We start from the raw sequence: 17,779 nt of genomic DNA, 5'->3' as shown, positions 1-17,779 counted from the left end.
GACGGTCTTGGGACGGGTGGGGGCGGGCGGAGGGTCGCGGGCTGAGGCGCCGTCACCGGATCAGCAGAGCGCGACCGCGTCACCCGGGCCCTCCGGCCAGGCCGTCAGCGGGGTGAAGCCCTGGTGGCCGCATTCGCCGAAGACCCTGACCGGGGCCCCGCCCGAGAGGGCGACGAGCCGCCACAGGCCGGGCCGGGAGCGCGCCACGGGACTGAGCGGCAACGCCGTGTCCTCGTCGGCGTCCGCGAGTTGACAGGACTCGCCGTGCGGTACCGGAACGACCCGGTCCAGCGTCACCGGGACGGACTCCAGCCACGGGTCGTCGCGCAGGGCGTCGCCGTAACGGGCCGCGGCCCGGGACGTCGTCATCCCCGGAGGGCGTATCGCCGCGGGCCCGGGCGGGGCGAACTGTTCGCCCAGGGCCACCCGCGGTTGCCCGGCGCCGGGGTAGGCGGACACCTCGGCGTCCAGGGCCAGCCCCACCGGCAGCGCCAGCTCCGGGGCACGACCCGCGGCGCCGTAGGAGAGGAGCAGCACGGTGCGCTGCGAGTCGGTGCCGTGCAGCCAGATCCGGCGGGTCGTCAGGCGTGCGTCCGCCGTGTCGTACTGGGCGAGGACCAGCCAGCGGTCGCGCAGCGGCGGGCCGTCGGCGGAGGCCGGCAGACCCATGCGGGAGCGGACCGTGGCGGCCAGGCCGTCCGGGAGTCGCTCGCGGCGCAGCCAGCCCTGCCCGAGGAGATGCAGCAGTGCGCACTCCTCCAGCAGCCGCACCGGCCAGCCCGGACCCGTGGACGGTATCGCCCCCAGCTCCCGCACCCGGCCCGCCAGGCCCTGGGCCTGGGCGTCGACCATGCGGGCCGCCGTCTCCTCCCACAGGCCGTACCCCGACTGTTCCGCGGTCGCCAGGCCGCCGCGCAGCAGATCGGTCAGACGCTGCTCCAGCTCCACCGCGCCCGCCGTCACCCGCTCGGCACGACGCTCCGCCCGGCGCCGCGCGGCCTCCGGGTCAGCGGTCCCTGACGCGGTAGCGGGGCGGTCGCCGGCCTCCTTCGCCGCGGTGCGCCTGCGCCGCCCCGCCATCCACTCTCCGGCCCATTCCGGGGCCTGCCCCGGCGGCACCGCCGCGTCGTCGGTGGCCCGGAGCAACAACAGCCCGAGCGCGTGCTTGCACGGGAACTTGCGGCTCGGACACGTGCACTTGTAGGCCGGGCCCGCGGCGTCCGCGAGGTCGACGACCGTCTGATACGGCTTGCTTCCGCTGCCCTTGCACAGCCCCCACACCGCCCCTTCGTCTGAACTCCCCGCCTCGGACCACGGCCCGGCCGCGCCGAGTTTGCTTCCCGCTTTGCGTGATGCGGCGTCAGGTGCCAGTGCCAGCACCTGGTCCGCCGTCCAGCGCACCCCCTGCTGAGTCATGCCATCGAAGGTAGATCCCGCCACTGACAATCGGGTCCGCGAGCGGCTCCGGCAGGGCGTTTTCGCAGGTCGGAACGGATTGTCAGTGGTGTGGTGCAACGTTGGTGCCAGATCCGAACCGGCCGAGCTGGAGGGGGACTTTGCCATGACCGTGTCCGTGGAGCCGACGTCCGTCGAAGCGGGGGAGACGGCATCGACCCAAGCGTTGCGACCGCACGCCGAGGACGCCTTCGCCCATGAACTCACCGCGCTGGCCGCGCAGGACGACCGCCCGCGCCCGGCCCGCTGGAAGCTGTCGCCGTGGGCCGTCGCGACGTACCTGCTCGGCGGCACGCTGCCGGACGGCACGGTGATCAGTCCCAAGTACGTCGGTCCGCGCCGCATCGTCGAGGTCGCCGTCACCACGCTCGCCACCGACCGCGCCCTGCTGCTGCTCGGTGTGCCGGGCACGGCGAAGACGTGGGTGTCCGAGCACCTGGCCGCGGCCGTCAGCGGTGACTCCACACTGCTGGTGCAGGGCACCGCCGGCACCCCGGAGGAGGCCATCCGCTACGGCTGGAACTACGCGCAGCTGCTCGCCCACGGCCCGAGCCGCGACGCCCTCGTGCCCAGCCCGGTCATGCGGGCCATGGCGGAGGGCATGACGGCCCGCGTCGAGGAGCTGACGCGCATCCCCGCCGACGTGCAGGACACGCTCATCACCATCCTGTCGGAGAAGACGCTGCCCATACCGGAGCTGGGCCAGGAGGTGCAGGCGGTCCGCGGCTTCAACCTCATCGCCACGGCCAACGACCGCGACCGCGGGGTCAACGACCTGTCCAGCGCCCTGCGCCGCCGGTTCAACACGGTGGTGCTGCCGCTGCCGGAGAGCGCCGAGGCGGAGGTCGACATCGTCTCCCGGCGTGTCGACCAGATCGGCCGCTCCCTCGACCTGCCGGCCGCGCCCGACGGGCTCGCCGAGATCCGCCGGGTCGTCACGGTCTTCCGCGAGTTGCGCGCCGGTGTCACGGCCGACGGCCGGACGAAGCTGAAGTCGCCCAGCGGCACGCTGTCCACGGCCGAGGCGATCTCCGTCGTCACCAACGGACTCGCCCTGGCCGCGCACTTCGGCGACGGAGTGCTGCGCCCGGGCGACGTCGCCGCGGGCATCCTCGGCGCGGTGGTCCGCGACCCGGCTGCGGACCGGGTCATCTGGCAGGAGTACCTGGAGACGGTGGTCCGCGAGCGCGACGGCTGGAAGGACTTCTACCGGGCCTGCCGCGAGGTGAGCGGGTGAGGGACGCCGGGCGGGGGCGGCCGGGTGGTCGGGCCGGCGGTCGTCGGCCGGCCGGGGACGGGGGGAGAGGGGACGCGGCGTGCGGGACGCGAGGGGGATGAGGTGACCGATGTGGCAAGGGCCGCGGGCGAGCGGGACGGGAGGGAGCGTGAAATGACCGTTGTGGAGCGGGCCGTGGGCCGGGGCGCGGTGTCTGGGCCGGTGCTGCTCGGGGTGCGGCATCACGGGCCGGGGTCCGCGCGGGCGGTCCGGGCGGCTCTGGAGGAGGTCCGGCCGGAGGTCGTGCTGATCGAGGGCCCGCCCGAGGCCGACGCGCTGATCCCGCTCGCCGCCCACGAGGAGATGCGACCACCGGTCGCCCTGCTCGCCCACGCCGTGGACGAACCCGGCCGCTCGGCGTTCTGGCCGCTGGCCGCGTTCTCCCCGGAGTGGGTCGCCCTACGCTGGGCCCTGGAGCACGACGTCCCGGCCCGCTTCATCGACCTGCCGGCCACGCACACGCTGGCCTGGGGACGGCAGGAGGACGAGGCGGCGACGGAGGGTGAACGACCTCTCGACGCCGGGGAGGCCGCAGCGGAGGACACCGGCGCCGGCCCCGCGGACTCGGCGGACCCCGCCGACTCAACCGGCCCTGCTGATGAGGCCGACTCCGCGGACCTGCGGATCGATCCCCTGGGAGTACTCGCCGAAGCCGCCGGTTACGACGATCCGGAGCGGTGGTGGGAGGACGTCGTGGAGCACCGGGGTGCGGGGGACGGCGACGCGCTCGCACCGTTCACGGCGCTCGAGGAGGCGATGGGCGCCCTGCGGGAGACCTACGGCAGCGGGGGCCACGACCGAGACCTGGTGCGGGAGGCGTACATGCGGCTCCAGGTGCGGGCCGCGCAGCGGGAGTTCGAGGACGGCGTCGCCGTCGTCTGCGGAGCCTGGCACGTGCCCGCGCTGCGGCGGAAGACGACCGTCGCCGCCGACAAGGCGCTGCTGAAGGGGCTGCCCAGGGTCAAGACGGACATGACCTGGGTGCCGTGGACCCACCGCCGGCTGTCCCGGACGAGCGGGTACGGGGCGGGTATCGACTCGCCGGGCTGGTACGGGCACTTGTTCAGCGCCCCGGACCGGCCGGTGGAGCGGTGGCTCACCAAGGTGGCGGGGCTGCTGCGCGCCGAGGACCGGATCGTCTCCTCCGCGCACGTCATCGAGGCGGTGCGGCTGGCCGAGACGCTCGCCGCGATGCGCGGCCGTCCGCTGCCCGGCCTGAGCGAGACGACCGACGCGGTGCGGGCGGTGATGTGCGAGGGCTCGGACGTGCCGCTGGCGCTGGTGCGGGACCGGCTGGTCGTGGGGGACGTACTGGGGGAGGTGCCCTCGTCGGCGCCGGCGGTGCCCTTGCAACGGGACCTGACCGGGCTGCAACGCCGGCTGCGGCTGAAGCCGGAGGCGCTGGAGCGGGAGCTGGAGCTCGACCTGCGCAGGGACAACGACGCCGCCCGCAGCAGACTGCTGCACCGGCTGCGGCTGCTCGGCATCGCGTGGGGTGAACCGGCCGCCTCGCGCGGCAGCACCGGCACGTTCCGGGAGACGTGGCGACTGCGCTGGGAGCCCGAGCTGTCCGTACGGGTCGCCGAGGCCGGGGTGTGGGGGACGAGCGTTCTGTCCGCCGCGACCGCGAAGGCCGAGGCGGACGCCGTCACAGCGGAGGCCCTCGCCGACGTCACCGCGCTCGCCGAGCGCTGCCTGCTGGCCGAACTGCCTGACACACTGCCGACAGTGATGCGGGTCCTCGCCGACCGGGCGGCCCTCGACACGGACGTCGGCCACCTCGCCCAGGCGCTTCCGGCCCTGGTCCGCTCACTGCGCTACGGCGACGTGCGCGGCACGGACACCGCTGCCCTGGCGGAGGTCGCCGCGGGACTGGCCGAGCGGGTGTTCGTCGGCCTTCCCCCGGCCTGCGCCGCGCTCGACGCGGACGCCGCCGAGGAGATGCGGCGCCATGTGGACGCGGTACACGGAGCCGTCGGTCTCCTGGGCGACACCCCCGCCACCGGACACGGCCGGCTGAGAAGCCGCTGGCAGTCGGTGCTTCGGGTGCTGTCCGGGCGGGACACCGTGCCCGGGGTGATCCGGGGGCGGGCCGTGCGGCTCCTGCTCGACGACGGGGAACTGGCCCAGGACGAGGCGGCCGTGCTGATGGGACTCGTCCTGTCACCGGGCACACCCCCGGCGGACGCGGCCGCCTGGATCGAGGGCTTCGTCGGCGGAGGCTCCGGCGGCGGGATGCTCCTGGTGCACGACGAGCGGCTGCTCGGCCTGGTCGACGCCTGGCTGACCGGGGTGCCGGCCGAGGCCTTCACGGACGTACTGCCCCTGCTGCGGCGGACGTTCTCGGCGTACGAGCCAGGGGTGCGCCGGACCCTCGGCGAGCTGGTCCGACGCGGACCGGGAGCCGACGGTCGCGCCACCGTCGCCGGCTCGGGCACACCCGGCTTCGCCGCGGACCTCGACACGGCGCGCGCGGACGCCGTGCTGCCGGTCGTGCGGCTGCTGCTCGGGCTGGACGAAGAGGACGAGAACACGGACAACCATCTGGCGGGGGTGACGGGATGACGACCGTGGCACTGAGGGAGCGAACGACGGCTCAGGAAGCGGCAGACGCCCGGACGGGCGGGCTCCGGGCGGAAAGACGGTCCACGACGACCGTGCCGGTGATCCCGCTGTGGGAACGGCCGCACCAGGGAGGACGGGGATGACGTCCGGATCGACCGACCCGGCGCAGGAGCGGTTGCGGCGGTGGCGGCTCGTGCTCGGGGGCGATGCGGCGGACGGTACCGGCTGCGCGCTGTCGGGCCGGGACGCCGCGATGGACGGGGCGCTCACCGCGCTCTACGGCAAGAAGGACGGCAGGTCACAGGGGGGCCGGGACCGTTCGGCGGGACTCGGGGCGTCGGCGCCGTCGGTGGCGTGCTGGCTCGGGGACATCCGGACCTACTTCCCGTCCTCCGTCGTGCAGGTCATGCAGCGCGACGCCATCGACCGGCTCGGTCTCGCCACTCTGCTGCTGGAGCCGGAGATGCTGGAGGCGGTGGAGGCCGACGTGCACCTCGTCGGCACGCTGCTGTCACTGAACAAGGCGATGCCGGAGACGACGAAGGAGACGGCCCGGGCCGTCGTGCGCAAGGTCGTCGAGGACCTGGAGAAGCGGATCGCCACCCGCACCCGGGCCACTCTCACGGGTGCGCTCGACCGCAGCGCCCGGATCAGCCGGCCCCGCCACCACGACATCGACTGGAACCGCACCATCGCGGCCAACCTCAAGCACTACCTGCCCGAGTACCGGACGATCGTGCCGGAGCGGCTCATCGGCTTCGGGCGGGCGACCCGGTCCACGAAGAAGGAGGTCATGCTCTGTATCGACCAGTCGGGATCCATGGCTGCATCGGTGGTGTACGCATCGGTGTTCGGGGCGGTCCTCGCCTCGATGCGGACGATCTCCACGCGACTCGTCGTCTTCGACACGGCGGTCGTCGACCTCACGGACCAGCTGGACGACCCGGTCGACGTGCTGTTCGGCACGCAACTCGGCGGTGGCACGGACATCAACCGGGCGCTCGCGTACTGCCAGTCGCAGATCACCCGGCCCGCGGAGACGGTCGTCGTGCTGATCAGCGACCTCTATGAAGGCGGCATCCGCAACGAGATGCTCAAGCGGGTCTCCGCGATGAAGGCGTCGGGCGTGCAGTTCGTGACGCTGCTGGCGCTCTCGGACGAGGGGGCACCCGCGTACGACCGGGAACACGCCGCCGCGCTCGCGGCGCTGGGGGCACCGGCGTTCGCGTGTACGCCCGATCTGTTCCCGGAGGTGATGGCGGCGGCGATCGAGAAGCGGCCGCTGCCGATACCGGACGCGGCCTGAGGGGCATGGATGCGAGGGGGCGGATACGAAGGGGGCGGATACGAAGGGGGCGGAAACGAAGGGGGCGGAAACGAAGGGGGCGGACACGGGCAGCAGATGACGACGTGTCACCGCATCGTCGTCCGACGTGCGGCAGTGAAAACGGACATGACGACCCATCGGTGACGGACATGACGATCCATGGCTAGCAAGGGCTTGCGCGACCCGCGCACTCCCGTGCGAGGATCGGCGCCTGCCTGACCGCGCGTGTGCCGGCCGGGTGGTGCCGCTTCCGTCGCACGGGAGGAAGCTTTCCCCTCTTGACCTGGTCAGCAGCCCTGTCTGATGCCGCGTTGCGCATGACGCGCACAGCGGCCGGACGACGTGCCGTCCAACTGGCTTTGCTGGTGGGCGGGTTGCTGGCGGTCGGACTGCTCTGGGGTGAGCGTGCTCATGCCGAGAGCGGCGTGGGGGCGCTGCCGGGAGGCCGGGCCGTGCAGGTCGACAGCGGTGTGCACGGCGCTGGGCCCGCGGAGGAACGGCTCCATCGGGCTGCGGAGGAACGGCTCCATCGGGCTGCGGGGGACCGGACCTTTCGGGCTGCCGATGGTGTGGGGGAGCGGGTGGGTGAGGGGCCGGCTCGCACGCGGCTGAAGGTGCCGACGGCGCCGTCATCCCCCCGGTTGCCGGCGCCGCCGCAGCCGCCCGCGTGGTTGCCGCACCTGGAACTGCCCAGCCACCCGCTCCCCGCCCCGGACGCCTCCGATCCGCAGCCGGACACGACGACGGTGCCGGCGGCGGACGCGGCGGCTCACGGCGGCGGGCCACCCCCCACCACTGCGAGCCCGGCCGGTCCCGACACCCCCGCGCACCCCCTCAGACGCGCAGACCACCGCACCAGCCACGTCATTCACACAAGCGACACCAGCCGCCTCAGTCACAGCAGCCGGCCCAGACGGCCCAGCCACCCCAGCCATCCCGAAGAACCGCCCACCCCCACCGGGCCTGCCCCTGCCGAGCACCCGTCCGGAGGGCAACCGGACGGTGAGTCCGGCAACCGGTTCGTGAGGGAGGGCGGCTCGTCGCGGCATGGTGACGCACGCGCCCTCACGGTGAGCCTCCAGGCGCCGCTCGGGCTCGTGCCCGGTGTCGTGGCCCGTACGGACGCGACCGGCGCCTCAGACGCCCACCGGGACATCTCGCTCTTCCCCGCTTAGCGCGGACCGGCCGCGCCGAGGCGCACCGCCGTGAGCCCGTCCGCGGGGGTGGAGCGTCTCGTCGGCCGGCCCCGGGGGTGTCCACGGCGCCCCCTCCCTCCCCCTGCTTCACGAGGCATCACGTCCGGACGGCCGAAAGCCGTCGGCGGTCCGCGGCCGAAACCCTCGTGGATGGGCCGGGTGGTCCCCATCGGGGTGGGAACCACCCGGCCCGCGCCCCCGGGAGCGGGGCCCTGAACAGGGCCTTGCCCTCCTTCGGGGGTGTCCGGCGGGCCTCACCGGGTCAACCCCAGCCCGGTGAGGCCCCTCACCCACCCGTCGCCCGCTCCTCACACCCGGCACGCCGTGCCAGAGAGGGCGGCATCATGTGACAGGTATCACCGCTCAGGTGTGACCCTCGATTTAGGGGCCTCCCGGAAGCAGCGATAACCTGCGAGACGGACATGCCGCGCGCTCGGACACCGTGTGCGCCTCCCTTGTGACAGACAGCGGACGTCACGTTGCCCTCGCGGCACGCCCACGCAGACAACGAACCGCGAGATCACTGATAGGGACGGAAGCGCGTGGACCTGTTCGAGTACCAGGCGAGGGACCTCTTCGCCAAGCACGATGTACCGGTGCTGGCCGGTGAAGTCATCGACACGCCTGAGGCGGCCCGCGCAGCCACCGAGCGCCTCGGTGGCAAGTCCGTCGTCAAGGCCCAGGTGAAGGTCGGCGGCCGTGGCAAGGCGGGCGGCGTGAAGCTCGCCGGCACCGCCGACGAGGCGGTCGAGCACGCGACCAACATCCTCGGCATGGACATCAAGGGCCACACGGTCCACAAGGTGATGATCGCCGAGACGGCCCCGGAGATCGTGGAGGAGTACTACGTCTCCTTCCTCCTGGACCGTGCCAACCGCACCTTCCTCTCCATCGCCTCCGTCGAGGGCGGCATGGAGATCGAGGAGGTGGCGGCCACCCGTCCGGAGGCCGTCGCCAAGACGCCGATCGACGCCAACGAGGGCGTGACCGAGGCCAAGGCCCGCGAGATCGTCGCGGCCGCCAAGTTCCCGGCCGAGGTCGCGGACAAGGTCGTTAACGTCCTGGTCAAGCTGTGGGACACCTTCATCAAGGAGGACGCCCTCCTGGTCGAGGTCAACCCGCTGGCCAAGGTCGCCTCCGGTGACGTCATCGCCCTGGACGGCAAGGTCTCCCTGGACGAGAACGCCGAGTTCCGCCAGCCGGAGCACGAGGCACTCCAGGACAAGGCCGCGGCCAACCCGCTTGAGGCCGCCGCCAAGGAGAAGAACCTCAACTACGTCAAGCTCGACGGCGAGGTCGGCATCATCGGCAACGGCGCGGGTCTCGTCATGAGCACTCTGGACGTCGTCGCGTACGCCGGTGAGGCGCACGGCGGCGTGAAGCCCGCCAACTTCCTCGACATCGGTGGTGGCGCCTCCGCCGCCGTCATGGCGAACGGCCTGGAGATCATCCTCGGCGACCCGGACGTCAAGTCCGTGTTCGTCAACGTCTTCGGTGGCATCACCGCCTGTGACGAGGTCGCCAACGGCATCGTCCAGGCGCTGCAGCTGCTCGCGGACCGGGGCGAGGAAGTCACCAAGCCCCTCGTCGTCCGCCTCGACGGCAACAACGCCGAGCTGGGTCGCAAGATCCTCTCCGACGCCAACCACCCGCTGGTCCAGCGCGTGGACACCATGGACGGCGCGGCCGACAAGGCCGCCGAGCTCGCGGCTGCGAAGTAAGGGACGAGGGACTAAACAGCCATGGCTATCTTCCTCAACAAGGACAGCAAGGTCATCGTCCAGGGCATGACCGGTGCCACGGGCATGAAGCACACCAAGCTCATGCTGGCCGACGGCACGAACATCGTCGGTGGCGTGAACCCGCGCAAGGCGGGCACCTCCGTCGACATCGACGGCAACGACATCCCGGTCTTCGGCACGGTCGCCGAGGCGATCGAGAAGACGGGCGCCAACGTGTCCGTCCTCTTCGTCCCGCCGGCCTTCGCCAAGGCCGCCGTCGTCGAGGCCATCGACGCCGAGATCCCGCTCGCGGTCGTCATCACCGAGGGCATCGCCGTCCACGACTCGGCCGCGTTCTACGCCTACGCCGTGTCCAAGGGCAACAAGACCCGGATCATCGGCCCGAACTGCCCCGGTCTCATCACCCCGGGCCAGTCCAACGCCGGCATCATCCCGGGCGACATCACCAAGCCGGGCCGTATCGGCCTGGTGTCGAAGTCGGGCACGCTGACGTACCAGATGATGTACGAGCTGCGCGACATCGGCTTCTCGTCGGCCGTGGGCATCGGTGGCGACCCCGTCATCGGCACCACCCACATCGACGCCCTGGCCGCGTTCGAGGCCGACCCCGACACCGACCTGATCGTCATGATCGGTGAGATCGGCGGCGACGCCGAGGAGCGGGCCGCGGCCTTCATCAAGGAGAACGTGAAGAAGCCGGTCGTCGGCTACGTCGCGGGCTTCACCGCTCCCGAGGGCAAGACCATGGGCCACGCCGGCGCCATCGTCTCCGGCTCCTCCGGCACGGCCGCCGCGAAGAAGGAGGCCCTCGAGGCCGCGGGCGTCAAGGTCGGCAAGACCCCGACCGAGACGGCCAAGCTGGCGCGCGCCATCCTCGCGGGCTGAACAGCCGACGCGCTGCACTGGCCGTCGTGCTGAGTCACTCGTCGTACTGAGTCACCCGTCGTGCTGAGGCCCCGTCGTGCTGAGTCACGTGCGGAGTCACTCGACGTGCTGAGTCACCCGACGTGCTGAACCAGCCGTAGGGCTGAGCCTCTGAGCTCATCGATGGGCCCGCTCCCCGCACAGGGGGGCGGGCCCATCGGCGTTTGCCGGTTCTTCCCTCTACAGGGGCGGGCCAGCGCCGTGTGCCGGCCGGCTCCCCGCACAGGGGCCCTCCAGCCGCTCGCCCGCAGCCGGTCAACGCGGTTGCGGGAGCAGCCTGTCCGGCCCCTTCTGCTCCTCCTTGCGCAGCTTCGCGCGCAGTTCCCGCTCCGACTCCGACAGCGGTCCGGGCGCGACCGGTGGCGGTACGCCCTGCACCGTCTCTCCCGCGGGCACCGGTGGCTCGTAGCGGGTGGGCGCCGTGTGGACGGTGAGGGCCGTCGTGCCGATCAGGGCCACCGTGAAGGCGATGGCGGCCCGGGTCCAGAAGCGGGCCCGGCGTTCCCCCCTCTGGCGTACCACCGGTGGTTTGGCGGCCCGCAGCCGGTCGGTGGAGGCCAGCTCGACCAGCCGCCAGTGCAGCGTCTCCGGGTCCGCGAGCTCCGGCAGCCGCTCCGCCAGCGCCTCGCGCGCGTGCGCCAGCCGGTTCACGGCCGCGCGGGTGCTCGCCTCCGTCTCCGCCGCCGTCTCCGGCAGGCCGAGCCCGACCCCGTCGTAGAGCACGAGTGTGCGGCGGCAGGACGGCGGGAGCTGCAGCAGTGTGTCCAGCAGTGCCCGGTCGAACGCGTCGGACGGTGGCGGCTCGGGGTGCCGGTAGCGCGGACGGAGCCGGTGCCAGGGGGAGAGCGCGCACTCGTACGCCACCGCGCGCACCCAGCCCGCCGGGTCGCGGTCGCGGGCCACCTCGGGCCAGCGTTGCCAGGCGATCTGGAAGGCCCGCTCCACCGACTCCCGGGCCAGCTCGCGGCGCCCGGTCAGCAGATAGGTCTGCCGGACCAGCGCGGGGGCGCAGAAGGCGTAGAGCGCGTCGAAGGCCTGATCGGGGGTCAGCGCGGCGACGGCGTCGTCCGGTCGGCGCGGCGTCGCCATGCGCGGGCGTTCGGTGAGGATGACGCGGTGTCCGTGCGGGACGGGGGTGCGGCTCCGGTCGGCGACGGTGACGGGGCCCCGCCCCCGGTCCTTCGCGGCGAGCCGTTTCCGGTCGGTGGCCGCGGTCGTGCGCCGGGCCCGTGCGGACCGCTGTGCGGACGCCGTCGTGGGTGCCGGCTCAGGGTCGTCGTCGGAGTCGGCGGCACGCTCCTGAGGGGAAGACATCTCCGTCTCGTCGCCCAGCGAATGGAGCAGTTTCACGTACTTCTCGCCCTTGCGGCCGCGCGGTGTGGAGCGGCCGGTCTCCCACCCGCGCAGGGTCTCGCTGGTGACGCCCACCCGGGAGGCCAGCTGAGCCCGTGTCAGCGAGGCGGCCTCGCGCAGGCGTCGGCGTTCCTTGGGGGCGGGGAGCGGGCGGGCAGGGCTCTGCGTCACAGGGCACGCCTCCGTCCGAAAAAGTACATAAAAAATATTTTGGGCGACACAGCGAGGGTTCGCCTGTTACGCCGGTAAAGCGTGTGTCGTTGGGAGCATGGCGGTCGTGAACGAGATGACCGCTCGCCGACGTTCGCCGTCACCCCTGCTCACCCGGATGCGCGACCGTTCGCCCGGACTGGTCGGTTGCTTCCTGGGGGGCGCTTTCGCGGCGGGCCTCGGACTGGCGTCGTTCGCCGTGCTCGTGACACTGCTGTGGATCAGCTCGCCGTACCCGGACAGCGGGCCCGGCGGGGCCATGCATGTGGCGGCGGCGCTGTGGCTGCTGGCCCACGGTGCCGAGCTGGTCCGTACCGACACGCTCTCCGGCGTCCCCGCCCCCCTCGGCCTGCCGCCCCTGCTGCTGCTGGCGCTGCCGGTGTGGCTGCTGCACCGCACGGCGCGGGACGCCACGGAGGGCGGAGGGGGCGGGGACGACGACGGTTGCGAGGAGGACCCCGGGACGGCCGCGAGCCCGCCCCTGGTCCCCGCCCGCACCGCGTGGACGGGCGTCGTCGTCGGCTACCTCGCCGTCGCCACGTCCGCCGCCCTCTATGCCGCGGGCGGTGTGCTGCGGCCGTCGTGGGTGTGGGCCGGGGTGTGCGTTCCCCTCGTCGCCGTCGTGGCGGCGGGGGCGGGCGTGTGGTCCGCGTACGGCCGTCCGGGCCGTCCGCTGCGGCGGCTGCTGGGTGTGCTGCCGAAGGGAGTACGCCCGCTGGTGCTCGGCCCGGACGGGCGACCGGGCGTCGCCGCGCGGGCCGCGGCCGCCGGGGTGACGGTGCTCCTCGGGGGTGGGGCGTTGCTGGTGGCGGTGTCGCTGGTGGGGCACGGCGCGGCGACCCGGGCGGCATGGCTCGGGCTGACCGAGGGATGGTCGGGGCGGTTCACCGTGCTGCTGCTGTGCGTGGCGCTGGTCCCGAACGCGGCGGTGTGGGGCGCCGCTTACGCTCTCGGGCCGGGCTTCGCGCTCGGTGCGGGCCACGTGGTGGGCCCGCTGTCCTCGGCGCCGGCCCCGCTCCTGCCGCCGTTCCCGCTGCTGGCGGCGGTGCCGGAGGCGGGGGAGGGGACGCCGGTGCACTGGGCGGCCGGGGTGGTGCCGTTGGTCGCCGGGGTGGTCGTGGGCTGGACGGTGGTCAAGGGGGCGGCCTCCGTGGATCGCGGCGGGACGGGACCGGGGGGTGACCGGGCCGTGATCTGGTCGGCCGGCCGCACCGTCCGTGCCACCGCCCTGGCGTCGCTCCTGGGCGCGGCCGTGCTCGCGGGGCTGGCCGCACTGTCGGGCGGCCCCCTCGGCTCTGCCGTGCTGTCCCGCTTCGGCCCGGTGTGGTGGCAGGTCGGCGCCGCGACGCTGGCCTGGCTGGGCCTGCCGGCGATCCCGACGGCGCTGGGAGCATGGGCCTGGCGGCGGACGCCCCGGGCGGAGGAGCCGAGGATCGGCGAACAGCGCAAGGAAGCCACCCCGGGACCCCGAGGGCAGGGACGGACCTGGCGGACCGGCCGGGGCTGGTTCACACGCACCGGGGTGGCCGGGATCGCGGGGGTGGCCGGCGGAACGGGGGCCGAGCCCGGCGTCGCGGACTCCGGCGGTCTCCGGGACCGCACGGATGCCGGAGCTCTGTGGGAGGCGGAGGCGGAGGCCGCGGACGACGGAGCCGCCTGGAGCACCGACCGAGGCCAGGATTGGGACCCGGGCCGGGACCTGGGCGGAAGCCGGGAGGAGGGCCCGGACCGGGATCGGAGTCGAGGTCACGAGTGGGCCCCCGACAGGAGCTGGGGCCGAGGCCGGAAGACGGGCTCGGGCCGGGACCGCAGCCGGGGCCGCACATGGGCCCCGGAGACGGACTTCGGGCTCTACGACTTCCTGCCCTTCGAGCCGAACCTGAACCCGAACCGGGACCCGAACCCGGCCCCGAACCCGAACCTGAACCGGGACCCGAACCCGGCCCCGAACCCGAACCTGAACCGGGACCCGAACCCGGCCCCGAACCCGAACCGGGACTCGAACCCGGCCCCGAACCTGAACCGGCACCCGAACCCGGCCCCGGACCCGAACCGGCACCCGAATCCGAACCGGCACCCGAACCCGAACCGGGACCCGAACCCGGCCGACCCGTCCCTTCGCACCGGAGAGCCTGAAGCGCCCGAGACCCCCTGAAGCGCCACGAGCCCCTGAAGCCTCAGCCCTCCGTGCCCAGCAGCCCCCGGAGCTCCTCCGGCAGCAGCTTGGAGCAGGACTGCTTCGCCTCGTTGGTGAGGGCGTCGTCGGTGCATGTGTAGTAGTCGCGGTAGACCAGCTGCGCCGTGAAGGTTGCGGCGACCAGGGCGATCGCCAGGGACGCCGTGACCAGGCCGGTCACCGCCGCCGTCGTCTGGGGGCGGCCGCCGCCCTGCTGCTCCGGGGCGGGGGAGTCCGGGTCCGTCCGGCGCGGCCCCGCGCGCAGCGCGCTGATGGCCCAGTAGAGGGCCAGCGCGCCGAGCAGCAGCGCCACGTACGGCCAGCTGAACAGGGCGAAGAAGAAGGCCCACATGCCCGACAGCAGGGCGTAGCGCGCCCGGCGCTGTGCGGGGTCCGTGGGGTCCCAGCGCATCGTGGGACCGCCGCCCTGGGGGCCGCCGCCCTGGCCTTCGGGCCCGCTGCGGGGACGCTCACCGAAACCGCCGGAGGAGCGGCCGGGCTGCTGGTCGCTCCACTGGCTGCCCCAGGGCGACTGGTCACGCCCGCCATCGTCCTGGCCGTCATGCGGGCCCCGGGAGTCGTCACCCGACGGGCGCCGCGGCTGCCAGGGCCGGTCCGGCGTGCCCTCGGGCGGCGGGGCGAAAGGGTTGTCCTCCTGGGAGCCGCGGCCCTTGCGCTCCTCGCCGTCGCTGCCCGAGGGGGCGTCGGGCGGCGAACCGGGGCGCTCCCGCAGCAGCACGGCGCCGCGCTCCCCTCCCTGCATCGACAGCTGGGGGAACGTGAGGAGTCGCAGGCTGCGGTCCGGCATCAAGTGAGCGTCTTCCCGTTGGTGAGGAGGAATGGGTGGACAGAACGGAACGGCGTCGGACCAGGGTCCGTCACCTCCTGAAACGCACCACGTCCGGACGTCGTTCCCGAACCGGCTCCGTCCAGACGCTACCTTCCGGCCCAGCCCCCGTCCCGTGGGGGCCGTCCGGTGTGCCGGTATCGTTGCTGACGGCCGGCCGGTTCGTAGGCTTCCCCGTATCCGGGGACGCAAAGCATTCGTATGAATGCACAAAGCGCCGGGTGCCGGCCGCCCTGGACAGACGCTCCCCCGAGAAAGGCCTCCACCGTGGCCGCCAAGCCCGTGGCCCCGCGCGCCAAGCGCCTCGTCGTGCTGGTCTCCGGATCCGGCACCAACCTCCAGGCACTGCTCGACGGGATCGCCGCCGTCGGCGCGCAGGAGTACGGGGCCGAGATCGTGGCCGTCGGCGCGGACCGCGAGGGCATCGAGGGGCTGGCGCGTGCCGAGCGTGCGGGGCTGCCGACCTTCGTGTGCAAGGTCAAGGACCACGGCAGCCGCGAGGAGTGGGACGCCGCCCTCGCCGAGGCCGTCGCCGCGCACGAGCCCGACCTCGTCGTCTCCGCCGGGTTCATGAAGATCGTCGGCAAGGAGTTCCTCGCACGGTTCGGGGGGCGGTTCGTCAACACCCACCCCGCCCTGCTGCCCAGTTTCCCGGGAGCCCACGGTGTGCGGGACGCGCTCGCGTACGGCGCCAAGGTCACCGGCTGCACCGTCCACTTCGTCGACGACGGCGTAGACACCGGGCCGATCATCGCGCAGGGCGTGGTGGAGATCCGGGACGAGGACGACGAAGGCGCTCTGCACGAGCGCATCAAGGAAGTCGAGCGAAGGCTGCTCGTCGAGGTCGTGGGGCGCCTCGCCCGCAACGGCTATCGCATTGAGGGACGAAAGGTAGTTATCCAGTGACCGCCGAGAGCAACAAGCGGCCCCTTCGCCGGGCGCTCGTCAGCGTCTACGACAAGACCGGGCTCGAGGACCTCGCCCGCGGGCTCCACGAGGCCGGGGTCGAGCTCGTCTCCACCGGCTCGACCGCCGCGAAGATCGCCGCTGCCGGCGTCCCCGTCACCAAGGTCGAGGAGCTCACCGGCTTCCCCGAGTGCCTGGACGGCCGCGTGAAGACGCTGCACCCGCGCGTGCACGCGGGCATCCTCGCCGACCTGCGCCTGGACAGCCACCGCGAGCAGCTCGCCGAGCTGGGTGTCGAACCGTTCGACCTCGTCGTCGTGAACCTCTACCCGTTCCGCGAGACCGTCGCCTCCGGCGCCTCGCCCGACGAGTGCGTCGAGCAGATCGACATCGGCGGCCCCTCGATGGTCCGCGCCGCCGCCAAGAACCACCCCTCGGTCGCGGTCGTCACCAGCCCGGCCCGCTACGCCGACGTGCTCAAGGCCGTCCAGGGCGGCGGCTTCGACCTCGCCACCCGCAAGCGGCTCGCCGCCGAGGCCTTCCAGCACACGGCCGCCTACGACGTGGCCGTCGCCTCCTGGTTCGCCTCCTCCTACGCGCCGGTCGACGAGTCTCAGTTCCCCGACTTCCTCGGCGCCACCTGGGAGCGCGAGCACACCCTGCGCTACGGCGAGAACCCGCACCAGCCCGCCGCCCTCTACGTGTCCGGCACCGGCGGCCTCGCCCAGGCCGAGCAGCTGCACGGCAAGGAGATGTCGTACAACAACTACACGGACACGGACGCCGCCCGCCGTGCCGCGTACGACCACATCGAGCCCTGCGTCGCGATCATCAAGCACGCCAACCCCTGCGGCATCGCGATCGGCGCGGACGTCGCCGAGGCACACCGCAAGGCGCACGCCTGCGACCCGCTGTCGGCGTTCGGCGGCGTGATCGCCGTCAACCGCCCGGTCAGCAAGGAGATGGCGGAGCAGGTCGCGGAGATCTTCACCGAGGTCATCGTCGCGCCCGGCTACGAGGACGGGGCCCTGGAGGCCCTCACCAAGAAGAAGAACATCCGCGTGCTGCGCTGCGCCGACGGGCCCGCCGCCCCGGTCGAGGTCAAGCCGATCGACGGCGGTGCGCTGCTCCAGGTCACCGACCGCCTTCAGGCCGACGGCGACGACCCGGCCAACTGGACCCTGGCGACCGGCGAGGCACTGAGCGCCGACGAGCTGGCCGAGCTGGCGTTCGCCTGGAAGGCCTGCCGCGCGGTGAAGTCCAACGCGATCCTGCTCGCCAAGGACGGCGCCTCGGTCGGCGTCGGCATGGGGCAGGTCAACCGGGTGGACTCCGCGAAGCTGGCCGTCGAGCGGGCCGGTGCCGAGCGCGCCGCGGGCGCGTACGCCGCGTCGGACGCGTTCTTCCCCTTCCCTGACGGCCTGGAGATCCTCACCGCCGCCGGAGTGAAGGCCGTGGTCCAGCCTGGCGGTTCCGTCCGCGACGAGCTGGTCGTGGAGGCCGCGCAGAAGGCCGGCGTCACGATGTACTTCACGGGGACGCGGCACTTCTTCCACTGAGCCCGATGGCGGAGCGGGCCGGCGGAACCCCGCCGGCCCGCTCCGCCATGTCAGGCGTCGACCATGTCAGGCGTCGACCTCGTACCGCCCGGTCTCCAGGAAGTACCGCAGTTCCTCCGGAGTGCCGTCGATGACGTCCTCGGCGGCCGCGCGCAGCGCCGCGCTGATGGTCGGGTCGGCCAGGATGCGGGCGACGGCGACGCGGTCGTCTTCGGCCTGGGCGAGGCGGTAGCCGGTTTCGAG

Annotated in this window: 12 protein-coding genes; 8 read left to right on the top strand and 4 right to left on the bottom strand. The window is 73.2% G+C overall.

The features are described 5' to 3' along the window. Positions 1–60: 60 nt before the first annotated feature. Complete coding sequence (locus tag AB0937_RS24005; RefSeq protein WP_366714227.1) at positions 61–1,416, bottom strand: SWIM zinc finger family protein; 1,356 nt, start codon at positions 1,414–1,416, stop codon at positions 61–63. 145 nt (positions 1,417–1,561) lie between these two features. Here AB0937_RS24005 and AB0937_RS24000 point away from each other — a divergent pair, with 145 nt between their 5' ends. The 5 genes from AB0937_RS24000 (at position 1,562) to sucD (ending at position 10,446) form a co-directional block, all read left to right on the top strand. Next, positions 1,562–2,692, top strand: coding sequence for an AAA family ATPase (locus AB0937_RS24000; protein ID WP_366714226.1), 1,131 nt, complete (start codon positions 1,562–1,564; stop codon positions 2,690–2,692). A gap of 153 nt (positions 2,693–2,845) precedes the next feature. Continuing rightward, the gene (locus tag AB0937_RS23995; protein ID WP_366714225.1) at positions 2,846–5,296 is read left to right on the top strand and encodes a DUF5682 family protein; all 2,451 of its coding nucleotides are present in this window, start codon (positions 2,846–2,848) and stop codon (positions 5,294–5,296) included. Positions 5,297–5,435: 139 nt separating this feature from the next. Next, entirely contained in the window at positions 5,436–6,602 is a 1,167-nt protein-coding gene (locus AB0937_RS23990; RefSeq protein ID WP_366714224.1) for a VWA domain-containing protein, read from the top strand. 1,759 nt (positions 6,603–8,361) lie between these two features. After that, positions 8,362–9,540, top strand: a complete 1,179-nt coding sequence (sucC, locus tag AB0937_RS23985; protein WP_366714223.1) for an ADP-forming succinate--CoA ligase subunit beta — start codon at positions 8,362–8,364, stop codon at positions 9,538–9,540. A 21-nt stretch (positions 9,541–9,561) separates the two neighbouring features. Further along, on the top strand, positions 9,562–10,446 hold the full coding sequence (gene sucD / locus AB0937_RS23980; protein ID WP_062928672.1) for a succinate--CoA ligase subunit alpha: 885 nt from the start codon (positions 9,562–9,564) through the stop codon (positions 10,444–10,446). A 294-nt stretch (positions 10,447–10,740) separates the two neighbouring features. Here sucD and AB0937_RS23975 read toward each other — a convergent pair whose 3' ends face one another. Continuing rightward, positions 10,741–12,009: a helix-turn-helix domain-containing protein gene (locus AB0937_RS23975; protein WP_366714222.1), complete on the bottom strand. Its 1,269-nt coding sequence runs from the start codon at positions 12,007–12,009 to the stop codon at positions 10,741–10,743. A gap of 97 nt (positions 12,010–12,106) precedes the next feature. Between AB0937_RS23975 and AB0937_RS23970 the strand changes: the two genes are divergently transcribed. Next, positions 12,107–14,203 (top strand): DUF6350 family protein, encoded by a 2,097-nt coding sequence (locus tag AB0937_RS23970; RefSeq protein WP_366714221.1) that lies wholly within the window; start codon positions 12,107–12,109, stop codon positions 14,201–14,203. 22 nt (positions 14,204–14,225) lie between these two features. Here AB0937_RS23970 and AB0937_RS23965 read toward each other — a convergent pair whose 3' ends face one another. After that, entirely contained in the window at positions 14,226–15,032 is an 807-nt protein-coding gene (locus AB0937_RS23965; RefSeq protein WP_366714220.1) for a hypothetical protein, read from the bottom strand. Between the two features lie 306 nt (positions 15,033–15,338). Here AB0937_RS23965 and purN point away from each other — a divergent pair, with 306 nt between their 5' ends. Both purN and purH read left to right on the top strand, forming a co-directional pair. After that, complete coding sequence (purN, locus tag AB0937_RS23960) at positions 15,339–15,977, top strand: phosphoribosylglycinamide formyltransferase (protein WP_366714219.1); 639 nt, start codon at positions 15,339–15,341, stop codon at positions 15,975–15,977. Then, entirely contained in the window at positions 15,974–17,536 is a 1,563-nt protein-coding gene (gene purH / locus AB0937_RS23955; RefSeq protein ID WP_366714218.1) for a bifunctional phosphoribosylaminoimidazolecarboxamide formyltransferase/IMP cyclohydrolase, read from the top strand. Before purN ends, purH begins: the two co-directional genes overlap by 4 nt. 66 nt (positions 17,537–17,602) lie before the next feature. On the opposite strand, the gene AB0937_RS23950 is transcribed toward purH, so the two are convergent. Beyond that, on the bottom strand, positions 17,603–17,779 hold a 177-nt coding region (locus AB0937_RS23950), incomplete at its 5' end, for an ALF repeat-containing protein (protein ID WP_366714255.1).

This window comes from Streptomyces sp. NPDC047880 (assembly GCF_040706515.1).
GTDB lineage: Bacteria > Actinomycetota > Actinomycetes > Streptomycetales > Streptomycetaceae > Streptomyces.
This window is presented reverse-complemented; position numbering and strand designations above follow the sequence as displayed.